We start from the raw sequence: 18,484 nt of genomic DNA, 5'->3' as shown, positions 1-18,484 counted from the left end.
CGTCAAAATCCGTCAGCTAAGGGCGGCGATTATACCCATCCCAACCTTGCAATAATCCATATATGGACTAATATTTATCAAAAGTTCATATTAGGACTCAATCATGCCGCACGCGTCCGCCGCTTCGTCAGCTACGCCTGCTCGACGACCAGGTGCAGAACCCTCGGTCACGGAGATGTCCGCTGCCGGCCTGCGCGCCTTCTTCAAAATCGCGCACGACTGGGATCTGGGCGTCGACGAGCAGATCGTGCTGCTCGGTTCGCCGGGCCGCTCGACGTTCTTCAAGTGGAAGCACGCGCCGGAAAGCGCGCGCCTTGGCCGCGACACGCTCGAGCGCCTGTCGCTGCTGCTCGGCATCTACAAGGCGCTGCAGATCCTGCTGCCGCAGCCCACCGCCGCCGATGCCTGGGTCAAGCGTCCCAACAGCGCGCCGCCGTTTGGCGGCCGGCGCGCGCTCGACCGCATGCTGGCGGGCAATATCAGCGATCTCGTGGCCGTGCGTCAGTATCTCGATGCGATGCGGGGCTCATGGGCGTGACGCAGGCGAACTGGCAAGACCGCTGGCGCAGCGCGCCGCTCGCGTGGACGCCCGCGTACCGTGTGATTCCCACGCGCTTTCCCGCCGTGAATCTGTTCGACCGCGTAGCGTCGCCAGAGGACTTCGACGCCCTCTACGCGCTCGAAGCGCTGACCAACGACCGCCTGCGCACTGAAACCGGTGACCTCGATCTCGTGCCGCGCGAGGAGCGCCGCTTCGGGCCCGGCTACGGACCGATCATGGCGGCGTTCACCCACCTGAATCCGCTGGGCAGCCGCTTTTCGGACGGCACCTATGGCGTGTTCTATTGCGCGCGCTCGCGCGAAACCGCGATCGCGGAGACGCGCTATCACGCCGGGCGTTTTCTCGCCGCGACCGACGAGCCGCCGCTGCGTCAGCAGATGCGTCTCTACACCGTCGCGGCTGAAGGCGACGTGGTCGATCTGCGCGGCGATCCCGCGCTCAATCCCGCGGTGCTCTCTCCGGACGACTACTCGGCGGGCCAGGCGCTCGGCCGCGCGGCACGCGAGGCGGGGGCGCCCGGCATCGCGTATCCGTCCGTGCGCGATGCAGGCGGCGAATGTCTCGCGGCGCTGCGCACGTCGCTCGTGCGCGCGTGCCATCACGCCGCGTATCTGGAATACAACTGGAACGGTCACACCATCGACATGGTGTTCGAGTTGAACCGAATCGTTTGAAGCCGGGAGTGTGAACTGCGCTGAGCCGCGCCGAACGGCGCGTTCAGGGCAGCGCGAAGTCCGCCGCGCCCGCTTTTCGCGCGTCGATCGTGGACACGGACCAGCTCCGCGTCGTGAGCGCCTCGACCATCGTGAGCCGGCCCTCAGGGATGAATGCGCCGGTATCGATGAACATCTGCGAGCCGATCTGCTTCACCTCGTGCACGGGCGTATGCCCGCAGTACGTGAGCGAGAGCGCCCGCTTCGGTGGCTTGACCGTGCCGAGGGCAAGTTCGCGGCCCCACAGCATCCGTTCGCGCACGGCGTCGTTGAAACGGCCTGCGTCGAGGTCGTTGTCGTCGCCGAAGAATTCCGCGTGCAGCACGTTGAAGCGCTCAGCGCCCGCGCCCACCACGCGCACGAGCGGCAACCGGCGCAACCGCTCCGCCTCGCGCACGAGTTCGCCGTCGGCCAGTTTCTCGGCCCAGGCGCCGCCGATGCCGTACCAGCGGTAGCGCGGCAGGCGTCCTTCGGCGACGCCGCACATCGTGTCTTCGTGATTGCCGAGCACCGGAAAGAACCACGGCTCGTCGATGAGCGCAAGCGCCTCCTCGCTCTGGTCGCCGCGGTCGACGAGATCGCCGACGGAAAAAAGACGGTCGCGCGACGGGTCGAAGCCGGCCTCGCGGAGCAGATAACGCAGCGCATCCACGCAGCCGTGCAGGTCGCCGATCACAAAATCGCGGCCGGCACGGTTGCTCTCGTGATGCTGCACGACAGGAACAGTAACGCGTGTCATTTCCTCATAATAGTCCGGCACGCGACTCCCGTATGCGCGACGCGCCGCTCTCGCCGCACGAGCGTTCGCGGCTTATTTCAGCAACCTTACTGCTGTGCGGCACGCAGCGCGCCGACCTGGTCAGGCGTGATCGTCGCATGCGGATCGCCGAATTGTTTCGTCACGTAGTTCGAGATCGCCGCGATCTGATCGTTGGTCAGTTCGCTGTCGAACGCGGGCATCAGTACATCGGCCTGCAACGTGTTGCGCGTGACGCCGTGCAGAATCACCATCGCCAGGTTATTCGGGCTCGCGGCCCCCACCACGCTGTTATGAACCAGCGACGGATACGCGCCCGGCGCACTCGCGCCCACTCCCGCGCCTGTCCAGTTGTGGCAGCTCGCGCAGTTCGCGACGAAAAGCTGCGCACCGTTCACGCTCGTGATCGACGTGCCGCGCAGCGTCGTCACGTCGTCGGCGACGGGCTGGCCCCATGTGTCGCGCGCACGCGTCACGCCACCCCGGATCGGCCGCTGCACACGCAGATAGGTCGTGATCGAACGCACGTCTACGTCGGTGAGATATTGCGTCGAGTTCTGCACGACTTCGGCCATCGGGCCAGCCGCGCTGCCGTGGCCGTCCGCGGCGCCCGTCACGAGATAGGCGCGGAGCGCAGCGTCGCTCCAGCCCCCGATGCCGCTCAAGGGGTCCGGCGTGATGTTGTACGCCTGCCAACCAGCCTGCGTCGCGCCCGCGAACCGCTCGTTCTTGCGCAAACCTTGCATGAAGTTGCGCGGTGTGTGGCACTCCTCGCAATGCGCGAGTCCTTCGACCAGATACGCGCCGCGGTTGAATTCGGCACTTTTCTGCGGATCGGGCACGAAGCGCCCTTCGTCGAAGTTGAAAAGGTTCCAGGCGATCATCAGCCAGCGCCAGTTGAACGGGAAGCGCAGTTCGTTGGGCGGCGGCTTGTAGTGGACCGGCGCGACCGTGTTCAGGTAGGCGCGGATCGCGAGCACGTCGCGCTCGGTGACGCGCGTGAACGCGACGTACGGAAACGCAGGATAGAGCCGCTGCCCGCCCTTGCCGATGCCCTCATGCATCGCACGCACGAAGTCGGCATCGGTCCACTGGCCGATGCCCGTGTCGGGATCGGGTGTGATGTTCGGCGAGTAGATCGCGCCGAAGGGCGTCGGAATCGCACGACCGCCCGCAAATGGGCGGCTTTTGTCGGACGTGTGACACGCCGCGCAGTCGCCGAGGCGCGCGAGATATTGGCCGCGCTTCACGAGTTCCGGCGCGTTCGCCTCCGTGGCAGCGGCCCCTGCGTTCGACTCATCGCCGTGCGCCGCAGGCAGCGGCAGTTCATCGAGCGGACCAGACGGGCTGTGGTGGGACGCATGCCAGGCGATATAAAGCGCGAACGCGCAGAAGAAGATCGTCGAAAACGCCGCACGCGTGCTGCGCATGGGCTTCGCGCGGGCTGGCGCATCGGTACGTATGCGCGGGGCCTTTCGTTCGCTCATCGTCTGTCTCCGGCCGGCCGTTGCGCGTCACAGCTCGTGCCGCAGCTTGTTGGCAAGCTTCAGCGACAACGCCGCAATCGTCAGCGTGCAGTTCACCGATGCCGCGCTCGGCATCACCGCGCTGCTCGCGATGAACAGGTTCGAGTGATCGTGGGTGCGGCAGTCGGCGTCGACGACCGAGTCCGCGGCGCTCGTCCCCATGATCGTCGTGCCCATGATGTGGTTGTTCGGCGCGAACGTGTCGTCGAACGCAACTTCAGTGCCGCCAAAAAGCTGCGCAATTTGCGCGTACAGATCGTGCGTGTTGGCCGCGCTCTTTTTCACGTAATCGTTGATCGAGTAGTGGATCTCGGGCTGCGCAATGCCGAGCGCGTCCTTGTGCTCGCCTGAGGGCAGCACGCGATTCTGCGGCTCGGGAAGATGCTCATGGAAGCTGTTGATGGTGAGCGTGCGCGACGCGCGCTCGCGGATCTGCCTGTCGAGTTCGGCGCCGGTCAGGCCGTTCTTGATGAGCGCGGCGGCGACGGCCATCGTGTTCACGCCGTTCGAGAGATGCAGCTTCTTCGACGCGTATTCGGAACGGAACGCACCATCGCGGAAGTTCACCACCGACGTCATTTCCATCGGACCGCGTCCGGGCCACAACGGCTCGTTGGCGAGGAACGTGACGCCCGTGCCCGGGTGATCCATCAGGTTGCGTCCCACCTGATCGGAACGGTTGCCGATGCCACGCGGGAACGCATCGCTCGTCGATATCAGCATGAGCTTGGGCGTTTCGATGCCATTCGCGGCAAGCACGAAAATCTTGCCTGTCACGCGCGTACTGTTGCCATCGGGGCTCTTGCAGTGGACGGCGGTGATCTGCCCGTTGCTATTCGCCTCGATGCGATAGACCACCGCCTGCGGGACGAGCTTCGCGCCCGCGCGCTCCGCCTTGTCGGCGTGGATCACGCCGCTGTACATCGCTGCGATCGGGCAGATCGGCATGCAGTTGTTGTTGCCGCAGCAGGTGGGACGCGCATCGTAGGGACGGCTGTTGCGCGCGACCGGTTCGGGAACGACGTGAAAGCCGTTCGCATTGAGCACGTCCGAAAAGCGCTGGTCCATGTACGAGAGCGGCAGCATGGCCATCGGGTAAGGCTGCGAGCGTGGCGAGCCGAGATCGTATGGCGCGTTGGGCCCGGACACGCCCAGTTCGACCTCGGCAAGCTGATACCACGGCTCCAGCGTCTCGTAGGGATACGGCCAGTCACGGCCGACGCCGTACTGCGTTTTCAGGCGAAAGTCGGAAGGCAGAAGACGCCACGCGGCGGCGGCCCAGTGCCACGTCGTGCCACCCACGAGCCGCAGATATTGCGAGTTGTACGGGTACTCGCCCTTCTGGACCAGATAGTCGTTGGGCGGCGAATACTCCGGATGCGGCGCGTAGGGGGCCGAAGGATACGGTGTCGCGAAGTCGGCCTTCGCGGGCGAGTTGCGGAAGTTCTCGACGATCTGCCAGCGCGCAAGCCGCGGACCCGCTTCGAGCAGAATCACTGAAGCGCCCGCCTCGGCCATCTGATGCGCGACCAGACTGCCCGCCACACCCGAGCCGACCACGACTACGTCGGCAGAATTTTCTATCGCCATTGTCGTCCTCTTGTTCTGGCTTTCATCGCAGGGACCGTGCGCGGCTTGATGACTTGTGATGCTGGCGCACTGGCGCCGCGTCGCAGGGACACGACGTCAGCCGCTGTGCGGGAGACTTCACACGCGTGGTCTTGCGTCAGCAGCCGAACTACGCCGGCGCCTGACCGATGCCGGGCTTTTTCGTCCAATAGAACGGTACGTCGCGGCAATACGACGGAACGGTCAGCACGTCGCTGACCGGGTCGAACATCAGCGCTTTTTCGTAGGCCACCACCTGAACGTGGGGCGAGTCGCCCACGAGACCGAGATACCACGCGCGCATGATGTTGCCGACCGTCGTCGCAAGCTCCGGCTGGTCGCTCTTGAGCGCTTCTGTCACGGTGTCCGATGGGACGCCGCCGTGGTTCTGGAGCCAGCTATTGAGTGCGCCGACGTTCTGCCCGAACTGACTGTTCGCGCGCGCGAGTGCCACATAGACGCGCTGGCCGAGCGGCTGGTCGAAAGTCGAGCGTCCAGTGAGGCGCTGCGAGAGCACGAGAAACGCGTCGTAGCCACTATCGGCAGGCGTCGCCGCAAGAACGCGACCGAAGCCCAGCGGCGAACCGGAGCGACCGGCCACGGCGAAAGCAAGCACTGCGGCAGCCGCGCAGGCGCCGATCACGAACTGCCGGCGGCCGGGCCGCGCGCCCGATGATTGAAGCATCCCGTCCTGCATCACATTTGTCATGCGTACTCCAGACGAGTTTCATGCAAACCGGCAACGGGATGGCGCGCCGGGTCCGGGGCGATGCGAATGAAGTTTGCGATCGTGTTGCAGAACGCGGGCCACCTTTCCGGGGTGAAAGGCGACGATGGCCCGCCGCGCAAGCAATATAGCCTTTCCTGATCCGACGAGCCACACAGCAGGACATATCGCTCCGCATCACCGGATGCGCGCGGTAAAATCGCCGCCACCCCGCCCACGCTTCAGATTCCGACGACATGAACCTCATCCCGCAGGTGCTTCGCAACCGTCCACACATGATGCTCGGCCTCGCCGCCGGCCTTCTGGTCGCCCTGCTGTCGCCGGCCCGGCTCACGCCTACCGCGCGCGTCCTGCTCGGCTGGGACGCCGCGGTCTGGGTGTATCTCGTCCTCATCTGGTTTCACATGGCCTTCACCACCGAAGAAGGCGTGCGCAGCCACGCGCAGCGCGACGACGAAAACGCGGTCACGGTCCTGTTCGTGATCTGCGTGGCGGCTGTTGCGAGCATCGTCGCCATCGTGCTCGAACTCGGCACGACGAAGGACCTCGGCATCGCATCCAAGGTGCTGCATTCGGTCATCACGGGCCTCACGCTGGTCGGCGCGTGGTTCCTGATTCCGACCATCTTTACGTTGCACTACGCACGCGTTTACTACGACTCCGAACCGGGCGCGCCCGCGCTCGTCTTCCCCGATCGCGACCTCACGCCCAACTACTGGGACTTCCTGTACTTCTCGTTCACGATCGCCGTTGCGTCGCAGACCGCCGACATCGGCATGCGAGGACGCAGCGCGCGACGCAGCGTCCTCGCACAATCCGTCCTCTCGTTCTATTTCAACGTCGCCGTGCTCGGCCTGTGCGTGAACATCGCCGCGAGCATGGTTGGAAACTGACCCCGCCACCGTTCCCCGCCGCAAACCTTCCAGGTCGCGTCCATCGCGACGGTCCTCGCCCCAACTTCGGGCATGGCCCTTGCTGAACCTGCCCGCAAGACGCCTGGCTGCGTTCGCAGTTTGGTTCCGGCCTGCTTCTGCACTACATTGAACAGGACGCGCCGCCACGAGCGCAGCGCGGCACGCTCCGGCACTTTCCGGGCAACGTGATCGCAGCAAGCCCGCATCCACTTGCCCGACGTATCTGGAAGACGACCGATGGAAGCGCCTCAAGCCTATGCGCCGCGGATCTACTTCGTCCATTCCGTCCATGTCGGTCCGCTCGACGCGTGGCCAGCCGTCTTCGCGCACGCGGCGTCCCTCGGTTTCGATCATGTGCTGATCGGTGCGTTGTTCGCGCCGGGCGTTTCAGGCGACGGCCGCATCGTCGCCGATCATGCGCGTCTGAATCCCGCCTTCGAAACGTCACAATCCGCAGACGTTGCGTTGCGCACGCTCGCGCAATCCGCACGCGAACGTGGCATCACGCTGCTCGCCGATCTCACGCTCGACCGCGCCGCCGCCGACGGCGTGCTCTACGCTGCGCATCGCGAATGGTTTCATCCGTTCGAGCCGGAAGATGCGCGGCTCGATCCGCGCCACGGCCATAGCGACGCGCATGTCGCCTACGCCGACTTCGAGCGCGCGGGCGCGCCGCTCGCCGCGTGGTGGTCGCAGCGCATGATCGAACTGGTGCAGTCGGGGCTCGGCGGCTTTCGTATCGAGTCGCCACATCGCACGCCAGCGAACGTCCTGCGCGGCATCTTCGATGTCGTCCGCGAACGCCATCGCGACGCACGCTGGCTCGCCGCGACACCCGGGCTCGCGCGCCCGGCCATCGCCGGGCTGGAAGGCGCGGGATTCGATGCGGCATTCACGTCGCTGCGCTGGTGGGACTTTGCGTCGAGCTGGATGCTCGAGGAGCACGACGTACTGCGTCGCGTGGGCTCGCCAGTGGCGTTTCCCGAGGCGCCCTACGGCAAGCGCTTCATACACGACCAGGAGGGCGCCGCCGATGCGCGCGCGATCGAGCGCGCGTACCGGCGCATGTTGCGCGCGGCCGCCGCACTCGGCACGGGATGGCTCGTGCCGATGGGCTTCGAATACGGCGTGGCCGAATCCGTCGAGCACGCGGGCGGCGCCCCGGCGGACTTCGAAGCGGCCAGGGCGCGTGCACCGTTCGATCTCTCCGCCGACATTGCGCACGCCAACGCGTTGCAGCGCGAGACGTGGGTCTTGCAGTGCAATGGCGAACTGCGCGCGATGAACGGACCGGGCGCGCCCGTTGTCGCGCTGTTGCGTGGTGACCGCGCGGACCTGCGCGACGCCGAAGATGCCGTGCTCACGCTCATCAACCCCGCGCTCGCCGCACCCGTGCGCGTGAACATGGCGCATCTGCTCGACGCCGTGCCCGGCGGCTTCACGCGCTTTTCACCGCTCGACGCCGAAACATTACGCGGCGCGCACGGCGCGCCCGCGCGCGACGCCAGCGCGGTGCCGGACCATTTCGCGCTGCCCGGGGGCGCGTGCTGGATGTTCCGCGCGCTCGCAGCGCCGGCGGTCTTGCTCGCGCCTCGCGAGGACATCGCCAAGGGCCGCACGAGCGGTCACAAGACCGTGGCCGATGCGCTCCTCGCCCCGCGCATCGCCATCGAAAGCGTGACGCCTTCGGTCGACGAAGGCCGCTTCGTGGCGAAGCGCATCGTGGGCGAGCGTGTCGACGTGTGCGCGGCGATCTTCGCCGATGGCCACGACCGCATCGACGCGGCGGTGCTGTGGCGCGCCGCCGACGAAACCGCGTGGCACGAGTCGCCGATGGCACCCGTGCTGCCGCCTGGCACCGACATGTGGAGCGGACACTTCCCGCTCGATCGCATCGGGCGCCACGAATTCGTCGTCGTCGCGTGGCGCGACGACTTCGCTTCGCTGGTCGATCACGTTCAAAAGAAGCGCGCGGTGAACCAGAACGTCGATCTGGAGATGGAAGAAGCGAGCCGTCTTCTCGCGCTCGTGCTGGCGACGGCCGAAACCTCCGACACACCGGATGAAGCGAACGGCGGTGACACCGCGTTGAACGCGTCACTCGACGCGATCGTGAAGCGTTTCATCGGCGCGGACACGGACACGCGCTGCGCCCTGCTCGCGGCCCCCGCGACGGCCGCCGCTGTGCGCGCCGCGCGTCATCGGCCATTCCTCTCGCGCGACGCTCACGTGCGCCGCGTCGATGCCGAACGCCGCGCCGCGCGTTTCGCGAGCTGGTACGAAATCTTCCCGCGTTCCATGAGCGACGACGAAGCGCGCCACGGCACCTTCGACGACGTCATCGCGAAGCTGCCGCGCATTCGCGACATGGGCTTCGACGTGCTGTACTTCCCGCCGATCCACCCGATCGGCCTTGCCAACCGCAAGGGCCGCAACAACACGCTCACGGCGGGACCAACCGATGTCGGCAGCCCGTATGCGATCGGCGCGGCCGCTGGCGGACACACGGCGATACACCCGCAACTCGGCACGCTCGACGATTTCCGCCGCATGCTGGCCGCCGCGCACGAGCACGGCCTGGAAATCGCACTCGATTTCGCCGTCCAATGCTCTCCCGATCACCCGTGGCTGCAGGCGCATCCGGGCTGGTTCGCGTGGCGTCCCGACGGCACGCTGCGTTACGCGGAAAATCCGCCGAAGAAGTACCAGGACATCGTCAATCCCGAGTTCTACGCGCACGATTCGAAGCCGGGCCTGTGGCTCGCGCTGCGCGACGCGATCCTGTTCTGGGTCGATGCGGGGGTGCGTATTTTCCGTGTCGACAACCCGCATACGAAGCCGCTGCCGTTCTGGGAATGGATGATTGCTGACGTGCGCGCGCGCCATCCCGACGTGGTCTTCCTCTCCGAAGCCTTCACGCGGCCGCGCCTCATGTATCGGCTCGCGAAACTCGGCTTCTCGCAGTCGTACACGTATTTCACCTGGCGCGAGTCGAAGCGCGATTTCACCGAATACCTCACCGAACTCACCCAGACGGCGGTACGCGACTTCTACCGCCCGAACTTCTTCGTCAACACACCGGATATCAATCCGCGCCATCTTCAAACGGGCGCGCGCGCAAGTTTCATGATCCGTGCCGCGCTTGCCGCGACACTTTCCGGCGTGTGGGGCGTCTACTGCGGTTTCGAACTTTGCGAGGGCCGAGCACTGCCTGACAGCGAAGAATATATGGACTCCGAAAAATATCAGTTGCGCGCATGGGACTGGAACCGCCATGGCCACATCGTCGGCGAAATCACCGCGCTCAATCGCATCCGCCGCGCGAATCCGGCACTGCAGACGCATCTCGGCGTCACATTCCTCGACGCGCACAACGATCAGATTCTCTGCTTCGAAAAGGCCACGCCCGCACGCGACAACGTCATAGTCGTCGCAATCAGCCTCGATCCCTACGGCGAACAGCGCGCCGATTTCGAGCTGTCGTGGCACACGTTCCACCATTGGCGGATCGACGATGGTGCAACGCTCGCCGTCACCGACGAATTGACGGGCCAGCGCTTCGAATGGCACGGCCGCTGGCAGCATCTGCACCTCGATCCGCACACGCGGCCCTTTGCGATCTGGCGCATCGAGCCCGCACGCGGCCTGCCGCGCGACGAGCCGCTCCCCGAATCGCCCGACGCGCACGTCGCGGGCCACCCCGAACTGGACACGGATTTCCCGCTCGCAGGTGCGACATGAAACGCGATTCCCCCACTCACGCACCGTCCGCACGCGAAGTCACGCACGACTCCACGGCACCCGGCGAGCCTGGCGAAGCTGGTGGGCTTGCCGCGACGCAGCGGCGCGGCAAGCCGTCGTTCCTCTCCGACGATCCGCTCTGGTACAAGGACGCCGTGATCTACCAGGTGCACGTGAAATCGTTCTACGACGCGAACAACGACGGCGTAGGCGATTTTCCGGGCCTGCTCGCCAAGCTCGACTACATCGCAGGACTGGGCGTCACCGCGATCTGGCTGCTGCCGTTCTACCCGTCGCCGCGCCGCGACGACGGCTACGACATCGCCGACTACCGCAACGTCCACCCCGACTACGGCCAGCTCGCGGACGTGCGCCGCTTCATCCAGGAAGCGCATGCACGCGGTATCCGCGTGATCACCGAACTCGTCATCAACCACACGTCCGATCAGCACCCGTGGTTCCAGCGCGCGCGCCGGTCGAGGCCGGGCTCGAATCATCGCAACTACTACGTGTGGTCCGACACCGACGCGAAATACGCCGGCACGCGCATCATCTTCATCGATACGGAGCCGTCGAACTGGACCCACGATCCCGTCGCGGGCGCGTACTACTGGCATCGCTTCTACTCTCACCAGCCCGACCTGAACTTCGACAATCCCGCCGTGCTGCGCGAAGTGCTGCAGATCATGCGCTTCTGGCTCGACATGGGGATCGACGGGCTGCGCCTCGATGCCGTGCCCTATCTCGTCGAACGTGAAGGCACGAACAACGAGAATTTGCCCGAGACGCACGAGATCCTCAAACAGATCCGCAAAGCTATCGACACGCACTACCCGAACCGCATGCTGCTCGCCGAAGCGAACCAATGGCCCGAGGATGTGCAGGAATACTTCGGCAACGAAGACGAATGCCACATGGCGTTCCACTTCCCGCTGATGCCGCGCCTCTACATGGCGATTGCGAGCGAGGACCGCTTCCCGATCATCGACATCATGAAGCAGACGCCGGATCTGCCGCCCAGTTGCCAGTGGGCGGTATTCCTGCGCAATCACGACGAACTGACGCTCGAAATGGTCACCGACTCCGAGCGCGACTACCTCTGGAACACGTATGCGAGCGACCGGCGCGCGCGCCTGAACCTCGGCATACGCCGCCGTCTCGCGCCGCTCATGGAGCGCGACCGCCGCCGCATCGAACTCATCAACTCGCTCTTGTTGTCGATGCCCGGCACGCCCGTGATCTACTACGGCGACGAACTCGGCATGGGCGACAACATCCATCTCGGCGACCGCGACGGCGTGCGCACCCCGATGCAATGGTCGTCGGACCGCAATGGCGGCTTCTCGCGCGCCGATCCCGAACAACTCGTGCTGCCGCCGCTCATGGGCTCGCTCTACGGTTACGACGCCATCAATGTCGAAGCGCAGAACCGCGATCCGCACTCGCTGCTCAACTGGACGCGCCGCATGCTCTCCACGCGTCGCGGGAAACAGACTTTCGGGCGCGGCACGATCCGCTTTCTGCGCCCCGAGAACCGCAAGATCCTCGCGTACCTGCGCGAAATGCCGGGCGAACCGGCGATCCTGTGCGTCGCGAATCTCTCGCGTGCGCCGCAGGCCGTCGAACTCGATCTTTCCGACTACATCGGCACGTCGCCCGTCGAAATGACGGCCGACTCGGTGTTCCCGCCCATCGGCCAGTTGCCGTATCTGCTCACGTTCCCGCCTTACGGCTTTCTGTGGTTCCTCCTGTGTCCGGGCACCCAGCGTCCCGCATGGAGCCAGCCCACGTCCGAACAATTGCCCGAGTTCGTCACCGTCGTGATCCGCGAAGGACAATTGGGCCCCACGCCGGAGAACGTGCGGCTGCTCGAATCGGAAGTGCTGCCGTCATGGCTGTCGCGGCGACGCTGGTTCGCATCGAAGGACCGGTCGCTCAAGGGCGTGCGCCTCGCCGCGCTCACGACGATCCAGGGCGCCGGCTTCGCCTTCACGGAAGTCGAAGCCGAGTTCAGGGACGGCACGAGCGCGCGCTACGTGCTCCCGATCGCCATTAGTTGGGGTACCGAAACAACGACGCCGCTGCATATCCAGCTCGCACTTTCGCGCGTGCGCCGCGGACGCAACGTCGGCTACCTCACCGACGCGTTCTCGCTGCCATGGTTCGCCCACGGCGTGCTGCGCAAGCTGCGCGAACATGCGGCGGTGCCCACGGTTCAGCAGAGCGTGATTCACTTCCTGCCCACGGCACGCCTCGAAACCCTCGATCCAGGCGAAACACCCGAAATTCGCTGGCTCGCCGCGGAGCAGAGCAACAGTTCGCTTGTGATTGCCGACATGCTCGTGCTCAAGCTCGTGCGCCGGCTCATGCCGGGTGTGCATCCCGAAGTGGAAATGAGCCGCTATCTGACGAAGCTCGGCTACGCGAACACGGCGCCGCTCGTCGGCGAAGTGGTGCGCGTCGATCCGCAAGGCGTCCCGCACACGCTCGCGATCCTGCAGGGTTATGTCGACAACCAGGGCAACGCGTGGGATTGGGCGCTCGACTACCTGCGGCGCATGACCGACGAACTGGCGCACTCCGGCGGCGACGACGAAGCCGCTGCCGATCGTGCCCAGGAAGAAGAAGCGGAGCAGGGTTATTGCACGGTGATCGGCGCGATCGGCAAACGGCTCGGCGAATTGCATGCAGCGCTCGCCACGCAAACCGACGATAAGGCCTTCGCGCCGGAAGAAGCGACCCGTGCCGACGTGCGCGGCTGGATCGCCGATACGAAGGCGATGCTGACCGAAGCGCTCGACATCCTCGCACGGCAGACCGCGACCGACCTGCATCCACTCGACGACGACGCCCGCGAACTCGCGCTCGGCCTGCTCGCGCGCCGCGATGCGCTGATTGCGGCCGTCGAGCATCGCGTGCCGCCCGACGTCTCGGCGTGGCGTATCCGCATTCATGGCGATTTCCATCTGGGCCAGGTGCTGCTCTCCCAGGGCGACGCATATCTGATCGACTTCGAGGGCGAGCCTGCCCGGACGCTCGAGTATCGCCGCGCGAAGGCTTGCCCGTTGCGCGACGTGGCGGGTCTCCTGCGTTCGCTTTCTTATGCTGCGGCAGCCGCGCAATCGACGACCGAAAGCGCCCCGCAGCAAACCGCCGATCGCAAGCGCACGCTGTTCGAGCGCTTTCGCGGCTACGCTGCCGAAGCGTTCCTCAGCCACTATCGCGCCGCCGTCGCCGACGCGCCGTACGCGCTCGTGAGCGCCTCGCACGAACAGGATCTGCTCGACCTGTTCCTGATCGAAAAGGCCGCCTACGAAATCCGCTACGAAGCCGCCAACCGGCCGACGTGGCTCGCGCTACCGGTACGTGGGCTCGCGGCGATCGCGGGACGCGTGCTCGGCTCCACGGGCGCGCCCGGCACATCCGGCACGCCCCCGGCAGGAGGCACTCATGGCTGAACACGCGCCGGACGCAGGCCTCACGCAACAGGACATCCACGCGCTCGTCGGCGCGCGGCATGCCGATCCGTTCGCGCTGCTCGGCCCGCACGAGATCAACGGCACGCCGTATGTGCGTGCGTGGCTGCCCAACGCGTCGCGTGTGCAAGTGGTGACGCGCGAGGGTGCGCACGCGCTCGGCGAACTCACGCGCATTCATCCGGCGGGGCTCTTCGCCGGGCCGCTCACCGCTTCGGCGCCGTATCGCCTCGACATCGACTGGCAAGGTGTGACCCAGGAAATAGAGGATACCTATTCATTCGGCCCGCAACTACACGAGGAACCGCTGCACCGGCTCGCGAACGGCGACCCATATGCCGTGCTCGAATGCCTCGGCGCGCGACCGCTCATCTGCGACGGCGTGCCCGGCGTGCGCTTCGCCGTGTGGGCGCCGAATGCGCGGCGCGTCTCTGTCGTGGGCGACTTCAACGCATGGGATGGCCGCCGCCATCCCATGCGGCTGCGTCACGAAGCCGGCGTGTGGGAGCTGTTCATTCCGCGCGTGGCAGCGCTCGCGCGCTACAAGTACGAAATCCTCGGCGCACGCGGCGACGTGCTGCCGCAAAAGGCGGACCCCTGCGCGCTGCAGGCCGAATGCCCTCCCGCCACGGCGTCCATCGTGGCGGACGTCGACGCGATCGACCACTACGCGTGGCACGACCACGACTGGCTGCAGACACGCGGGGAAAAACAGGGCGCGCGCAGTGCGATGGCGGTCTATGAGGTTCATGCGCCCTCATGGCTGCCGGCGCAGGACGCCGACGCCCCCATCCGCGACTGGTCCACGCTCGCCGATCGCCTGATCCCCTACGCACAGGGCATGGGCTTCACGCACCTCGAATTGATGCCGGTGGCGGAGTATCCGTTCAGTGGATCGTGGGGCTATCAGCCGGTTTCGCAGTTCGCGCCCACCGCGCGCCTTGGATCGTCGCTCGACTTCGCGGCCTTCGTCGATCGCGCGCACGCGGCAGGACTTGGCGTGATCCTCGACTGGGTGCCCGCGCATTTCCCCAACGACGCGCACGGCCTCATCGATTTCGACGGCACCGCCCTTTACGAACACGTGGACCCTCGCGAGGGCTATCACCCCGACTGGAACACGATGATCTACAACCTCGGCCGTCGCGAGGTAAGTGCTTTTCTGATCGCGTCGGCGCTCGCGTGGCTCCTGCGCTATCACATCGACGGCCTGCGCGTGGACGCCGTCGCCTCCATGCTCTACCGCGACTATTCGCGCAGCGCGGGCGACTGGATACCGAACATCTACGGCGGCCGCGAAAACCTCGAATCGATTGCGTTCCTCAAGCGTCTGAACCACGAAACGCAGTACGTGCCGCAACGCCCCGGCGTGATGACCGTCGCGGAGGAATCGACCGCGTGGCCCGGCGTCACCGCACGCATCGAGGACGGCGGCCTCGGCTTCCAGTTCAAATGGAACATGGGCTGGATGCACGACACGCTGCACTACATGCAGGAAGACCCGATCCATCGCCGCTATCACCATCACCAGATGACGTTCGCGCTGGTCTACGCGTGGTCCGAGCGTTTCATGCTGCCGCTCTCGCACGACGAAGTCGTGCACGGCAAGGGCTCGCTGCTCGGCAAGATGCCCGGCGACCGGTGGCAGCGCTTCGCCAATCTGCGCGCGTACTTCGGCTTCATGTGGGCGCATCCGGGCAAGAAGCTGCTCTTCATGGGCGGCGAGTTCGGGCAACTGGCCGAGTTCGACCACGACGGCACGCCGCAGTGGAGCCTGCTCGACGACCCGCTGCATCACGGCGTGCAGAAGCTCGTGAGCGACCTCAACCACCTCTATGCCGCCGAGCCCGCGCTTTACACGCTCGACGCCGAGCCTGCCGGCTTCGAATGGCTCGTCGGGGACGATGCCGAAAACAGCGTCCTCGCATGGCGCCGCGTGGACGGCGCGGGCCGCGAGATGGTGGCGATCTGCAATTTCACGCCGGTGCCGCGCCACGGATACCGCATCGGCATGCCGCAGCCAGGCCAGTGGGAGGAAGTGCTGAACACGGATGCGTCGGTCTACGGCGGGTCGAACATGGGCAACGGCGGCCTGATCTCGACGGAGCCGGTGGCGAGCCACGGCAAGCCGCAGTCGGCGTCGCTCGTTCTGCCACCGCTCGGCACGCTTTACTTCCGCCTGCGGCGATAGCGTGGACGAGAACATAAAACATCAGGACTCCGATGCACGACGAAGAACAACACAAGGAGCATCGCCATGGCTAACGGCATGCCCGACCAACTCTTACCGGGGTCGCCCGGTCCGCTCGGTGCGACGTGGGACGGGCTCGGCACGAATTTCGCGGTGTTCTCCGCCAATGCCTGGCGTATCGAGCTGTGCCTCTTCGATCGAACCGGACGCAAAGAATACGCGCGCTACACGCTGCCTGAATGCACCGATGAAGTCTGGCACGGCTATCTGCCCGGCGCGCATCCGGGCACGGTTTACGGCTTGCGCGCGCACGGTCCGTATCAGCCGCACGCGGGCCATCGCTTCAATCCATTCAAGCTGCTGCTCGATCCCTACGCGCGCCGGCTCGTCGGCCGGTTCCGCTGGTCCGACACGCTCTACGGCTTTCGCGCCCACTCCTCCCGCGGCGACCTCTCGATCGAGCGGCGCGATTCGGCGCCGGCCATGCCGAAGGCGATGGTCGTGTCGGAAAGCTTCGACTGGTCGCATGACGTGCGTCCCAACGTGCCGTGGGACAAGACCGTGATCTACGAAACGCATCTGCGCGGCATCTCGATCCTGCGCGACGACCCGCGCCCGCACACGCACGGCACCTTCGCCGCGCTCGCCACACCGCGTTTCGTCGAGCACCTCCAGAGACTCGGCGTCACCGCCGTCGAGCTGCTGCCCGTGCATGCGTTCGTCAATGAGCGCTTTCTCGTCGAGCGCGGCCTGCGCAACTACTGGGGCTACAACACTGCGGCATTCTTCGCGCCTGAGCCCTCGTACCTCGGCCGCTACGACCCCGACATGATGCGCATCGCTGTGCGCCAACTGCACGCGGCGGGCATCGAAGTCTTCCTCGACGTCGTCTACAACCACACCTGTGAAGGCGGCGAAACGGGCCCCACGATCTCGTGGCGCGGGCTCGACAACGCCAGCTACTATCGCCTCGTGCCCGGCGACGCGCGCCACTACATCAACGACACGGGCGTCGGCAACACGGTGAATCTCTCGCATCCGCGCGTGCTGCAAATGGTGGTCGACTCGCTGCGCTACTGGGCCACTTCGTACCGTATCGACGGTTTCCGCTTCGACCTCGGTGTAACGCTCGGGCGCGAGGCCTCGGGCTTCGATCCGAACGGCGGCTTTTTCGACGTGTTGCGCCAGGACCCGGTACTCGCGTCGTGCAAGCTGATCTCCGAGCCCTGGGACGTGGGGCCGGGTGGCTATCAGCTGGGCCATCATCCGCCGGGGTTCTCCGAATGGAACGACCGCTTTCGCGACAGCGTGCGCCGCTTCTGGCGCGGCGACCCCGGTCAGCGCGCCGAACTTGCCGCGCGGCTCACCGGATCAGCGGATCTGTTCGACAAACGCAGGCGGCGCCCGTGGGCGACGATCAATTTCATCGCGGCGCACGACGGCTTCACGCTCGCCGACGTCGTCACCTACGAACGCAAACATAACGAGGCCAACGGCGAAGAGAACCGCGACGGCCACAACGAGAACTGCAGCGCGAACTGGGGCGTCGAAGGCCCGACCGACGACCCGGCGATCAACGAGACGCGCGCGCGCGTGGCACGCTCGATGCTTGCGACGCTCTTCATCGCGCTCGGCACGCCGATGCTGCTCGCCGGTGACGAAGCCTGCCGCACGCAGCGCGGCAACAACAACGCGTACTGCCAGGACAACGAGATTACGTGGAATGACTGGACCCTGGCCGCCTCGCCGCAGGGCGAAACGATGACGGCATTCGCCGCGCGCGCGATCGCGCTGCGGCATGATCATCCGTTGCTGCGCGAAACACGTTTCCTGTACGGCGAGCACGAAATGCTGCCGGATATCCGCGACGTCGAGTGGTTCGATGAACGCGGCGAATGGCTGTCGCCCGAAGTGTGGCAAAACCCCGAAGCGCGCGCGTTCGCGTTGCGGCGCGCCGGCCCCGGCCTCGATGGCGAAATAGAAGTATTGTTAATGATGCTGAACGCTTCGCCGGACGACATCACTTTTGCGGTGCCGAAGCCGCGCATGCAGTGGGACGTGCTGCTCGACAGCGCGCATCCCGACGCCTCGCCGCGCGCGTTGCCCTGCATCACGTTCAAGGTGGCAGCGCATGCGCTCGTGGTGCTGTGCGCGCGGCCCACGCGCGAAAGCGTGCACGAGGCCGGGCCGCGAGGCGATGCAACACCGTCGCCGTCTGATCCAGGGATGCCGCCGAGCGCGCGCATCGTCCCTTACTGACCGGCGCTCA

11 protein-coding genes are annotated in these 18,484 nt (G+C 65.9%); 7 read left to right on the top strand and 4 right to left on the bottom strand.

What is annotated here, in order from left to right; all coding sequences use genetic code 11:
- The first annotated feature begins 103 nt into the window (after positions 1-103).
- Positions 104-538 (top strand): MbcA/ParS/Xre antitoxin family protein, encoded by a 435-nt coding sequence (locus tag D1Y85_RS13715; protein WP_124151612.1) that lies wholly within the window; start codon positions 104-106, stop codon positions 536-538.
- Entirely contained in the window at positions 535-1,236 is a 702-nt protein-coding gene (locus D1Y85_RS13710; RefSeq protein ID WP_124151764.1) for an RES family NAD+ phosphorylase, read from the top strand. Before D1Y85_RS13715 ends, D1Y85_RS13710 begins: the two co-directional genes overlap by 4 nt.
- A 43-nt stretch (positions 1,237-1,279) precedes the next feature.
- On the opposite strand, the gene D1Y85_RS13705 is transcribed toward D1Y85_RS13710, so the two are convergent.
- The 4 genes from D1Y85_RS13705 to D1Y85_RS13690 all read right to left on the bottom strand — a co-directional run bounded on the left by D1Y85_RS13705 (position 1,280) and on the right by D1Y85_RS13690 (position 5,875).
- Positions 1,280-2,014, bottom strand: coding sequence for a metallophosphoesterase (locus tag D1Y85_RS13705; RefSeq protein WP_124151611.1), 735 nt, complete (start codon positions 2,012-2,014; stop codon positions 1,280-1,282).
- Between the two features lie 86 nt (positions 2,015-2,100).
- The gene (locus D1Y85_RS13700; RefSeq protein WP_425466932.1) at positions 2,101-3,519 is read right to left on the bottom strand and encodes a c-type cytochrome; all 1,419 of its coding nucleotides are present in this window, start codon (positions 3,517-3,519) and stop codon (positions 2,101-2,103) included.
- Positions 3,520-3,546: 27 nt separating this feature from the next.
- Positions 3,547-5,148, bottom strand: a complete 1,602-nt coding sequence (locus tag D1Y85_RS13695) for a GMC family oxidoreductase (protein ID WP_124151610.1) — start codon at positions 5,146-5,148, stop codon at positions 3,547-3,549.
- 148 nt (positions 5,149-5,296) lie between these two features.
- Positions 5,297-5,875, bottom strand: coding sequence for a sugar dehydrogenase complex small subunit (locus D1Y85_RS13690; protein ID WP_124151609.1), 579 nt, complete (start codon positions 5,873-5,875; stop codon positions 5,297-5,299).
- 254 nt (positions 5,876-6,129) lie between these two features.
- On the opposite strand from D1Y85_RS13690, the gene D1Y85_RS13685 reads away from it, so the two are divergent.
- From D1Y85_RS13685 to glgX, 5 genes are all read left to right on the top strand, one after another.
- The gene (locus tag D1Y85_RS13685; RefSeq protein ID WP_124151608.1) at positions 6,130-6,786 is read left to right on the top strand and encodes a DUF1345 domain-containing protein; all 657 of its coding nucleotides are present in this window, start codon (positions 6,130-6,132) and stop codon (positions 6,784-6,786) included.
- A 258-nt stretch (positions 6,787-7,044) separates the two neighbouring features.
- Entirely contained in the window at positions 7,045-10,548 is a 3,504-nt protein-coding gene (locus D1Y85_RS13680; protein WP_124151607.1) for an alpha-1,4-glucan--maltose-1-phosphate maltosyltransferase, read from the top strand.
- Positions 10,545-14,006 carry a maltose alpha-D-glucosyltransferase gene (gene treS, locus D1Y85_RS13675; protein WP_124151606.1) on the top strand — a complete coding sequence of 1,154 codons (3,462 nt, stop codon included), beginning with the start codon at positions 10,545-10,547 and terminating at the stop codon, positions 14,004-14,006. The genes D1Y85_RS13680 and treS overlap by 4 nt, the downstream gene beginning before the upstream one ends.
- Positions 13,999-16,215: a 1,4-alpha-glucan branching protein GlgB gene (glgB, locus tag D1Y85_RS13670; RefSeq protein ID WP_124151605.1), complete on the top strand. Its 2,217-nt coding sequence runs from the start codon at positions 13,999-14,001 to the stop codon at positions 16,213-16,215. Before treS ends, glgB begins: the two co-directional genes overlap by 8 nt.
- 66 nt (positions 16,216-16,281) lie before the next feature.
- The gene (gene glgX, locus D1Y85_RS13665) at positions 16,282-18,474 is read left to right on the top strand and encodes a glycogen debranching protein GlgX (protein ID WP_124151604.1); all 2,193 of its coding nucleotides are present in this window, start codon (positions 16,282-16,284) and stop codon (positions 18,472-18,474) included.
- Positions 18,475-18,484: the final 10 nt, after the last annotated feature.

It is taken from the genome of Paraburkholderia dinghuensis (assembly GCF_003837865.1).
Classification (GTDB): domain Bacteria; phylum Pseudomonadota; class Gammaproteobacteria; order Burkholderiales; family Burkholderiaceae; genus Paraburkholderia; species Paraburkholderia dinghuensis.
Note: the sequence above shows the minus strand (reverse complement) of the source record. Positions and strands in the feature narration are given on the sequence as shown.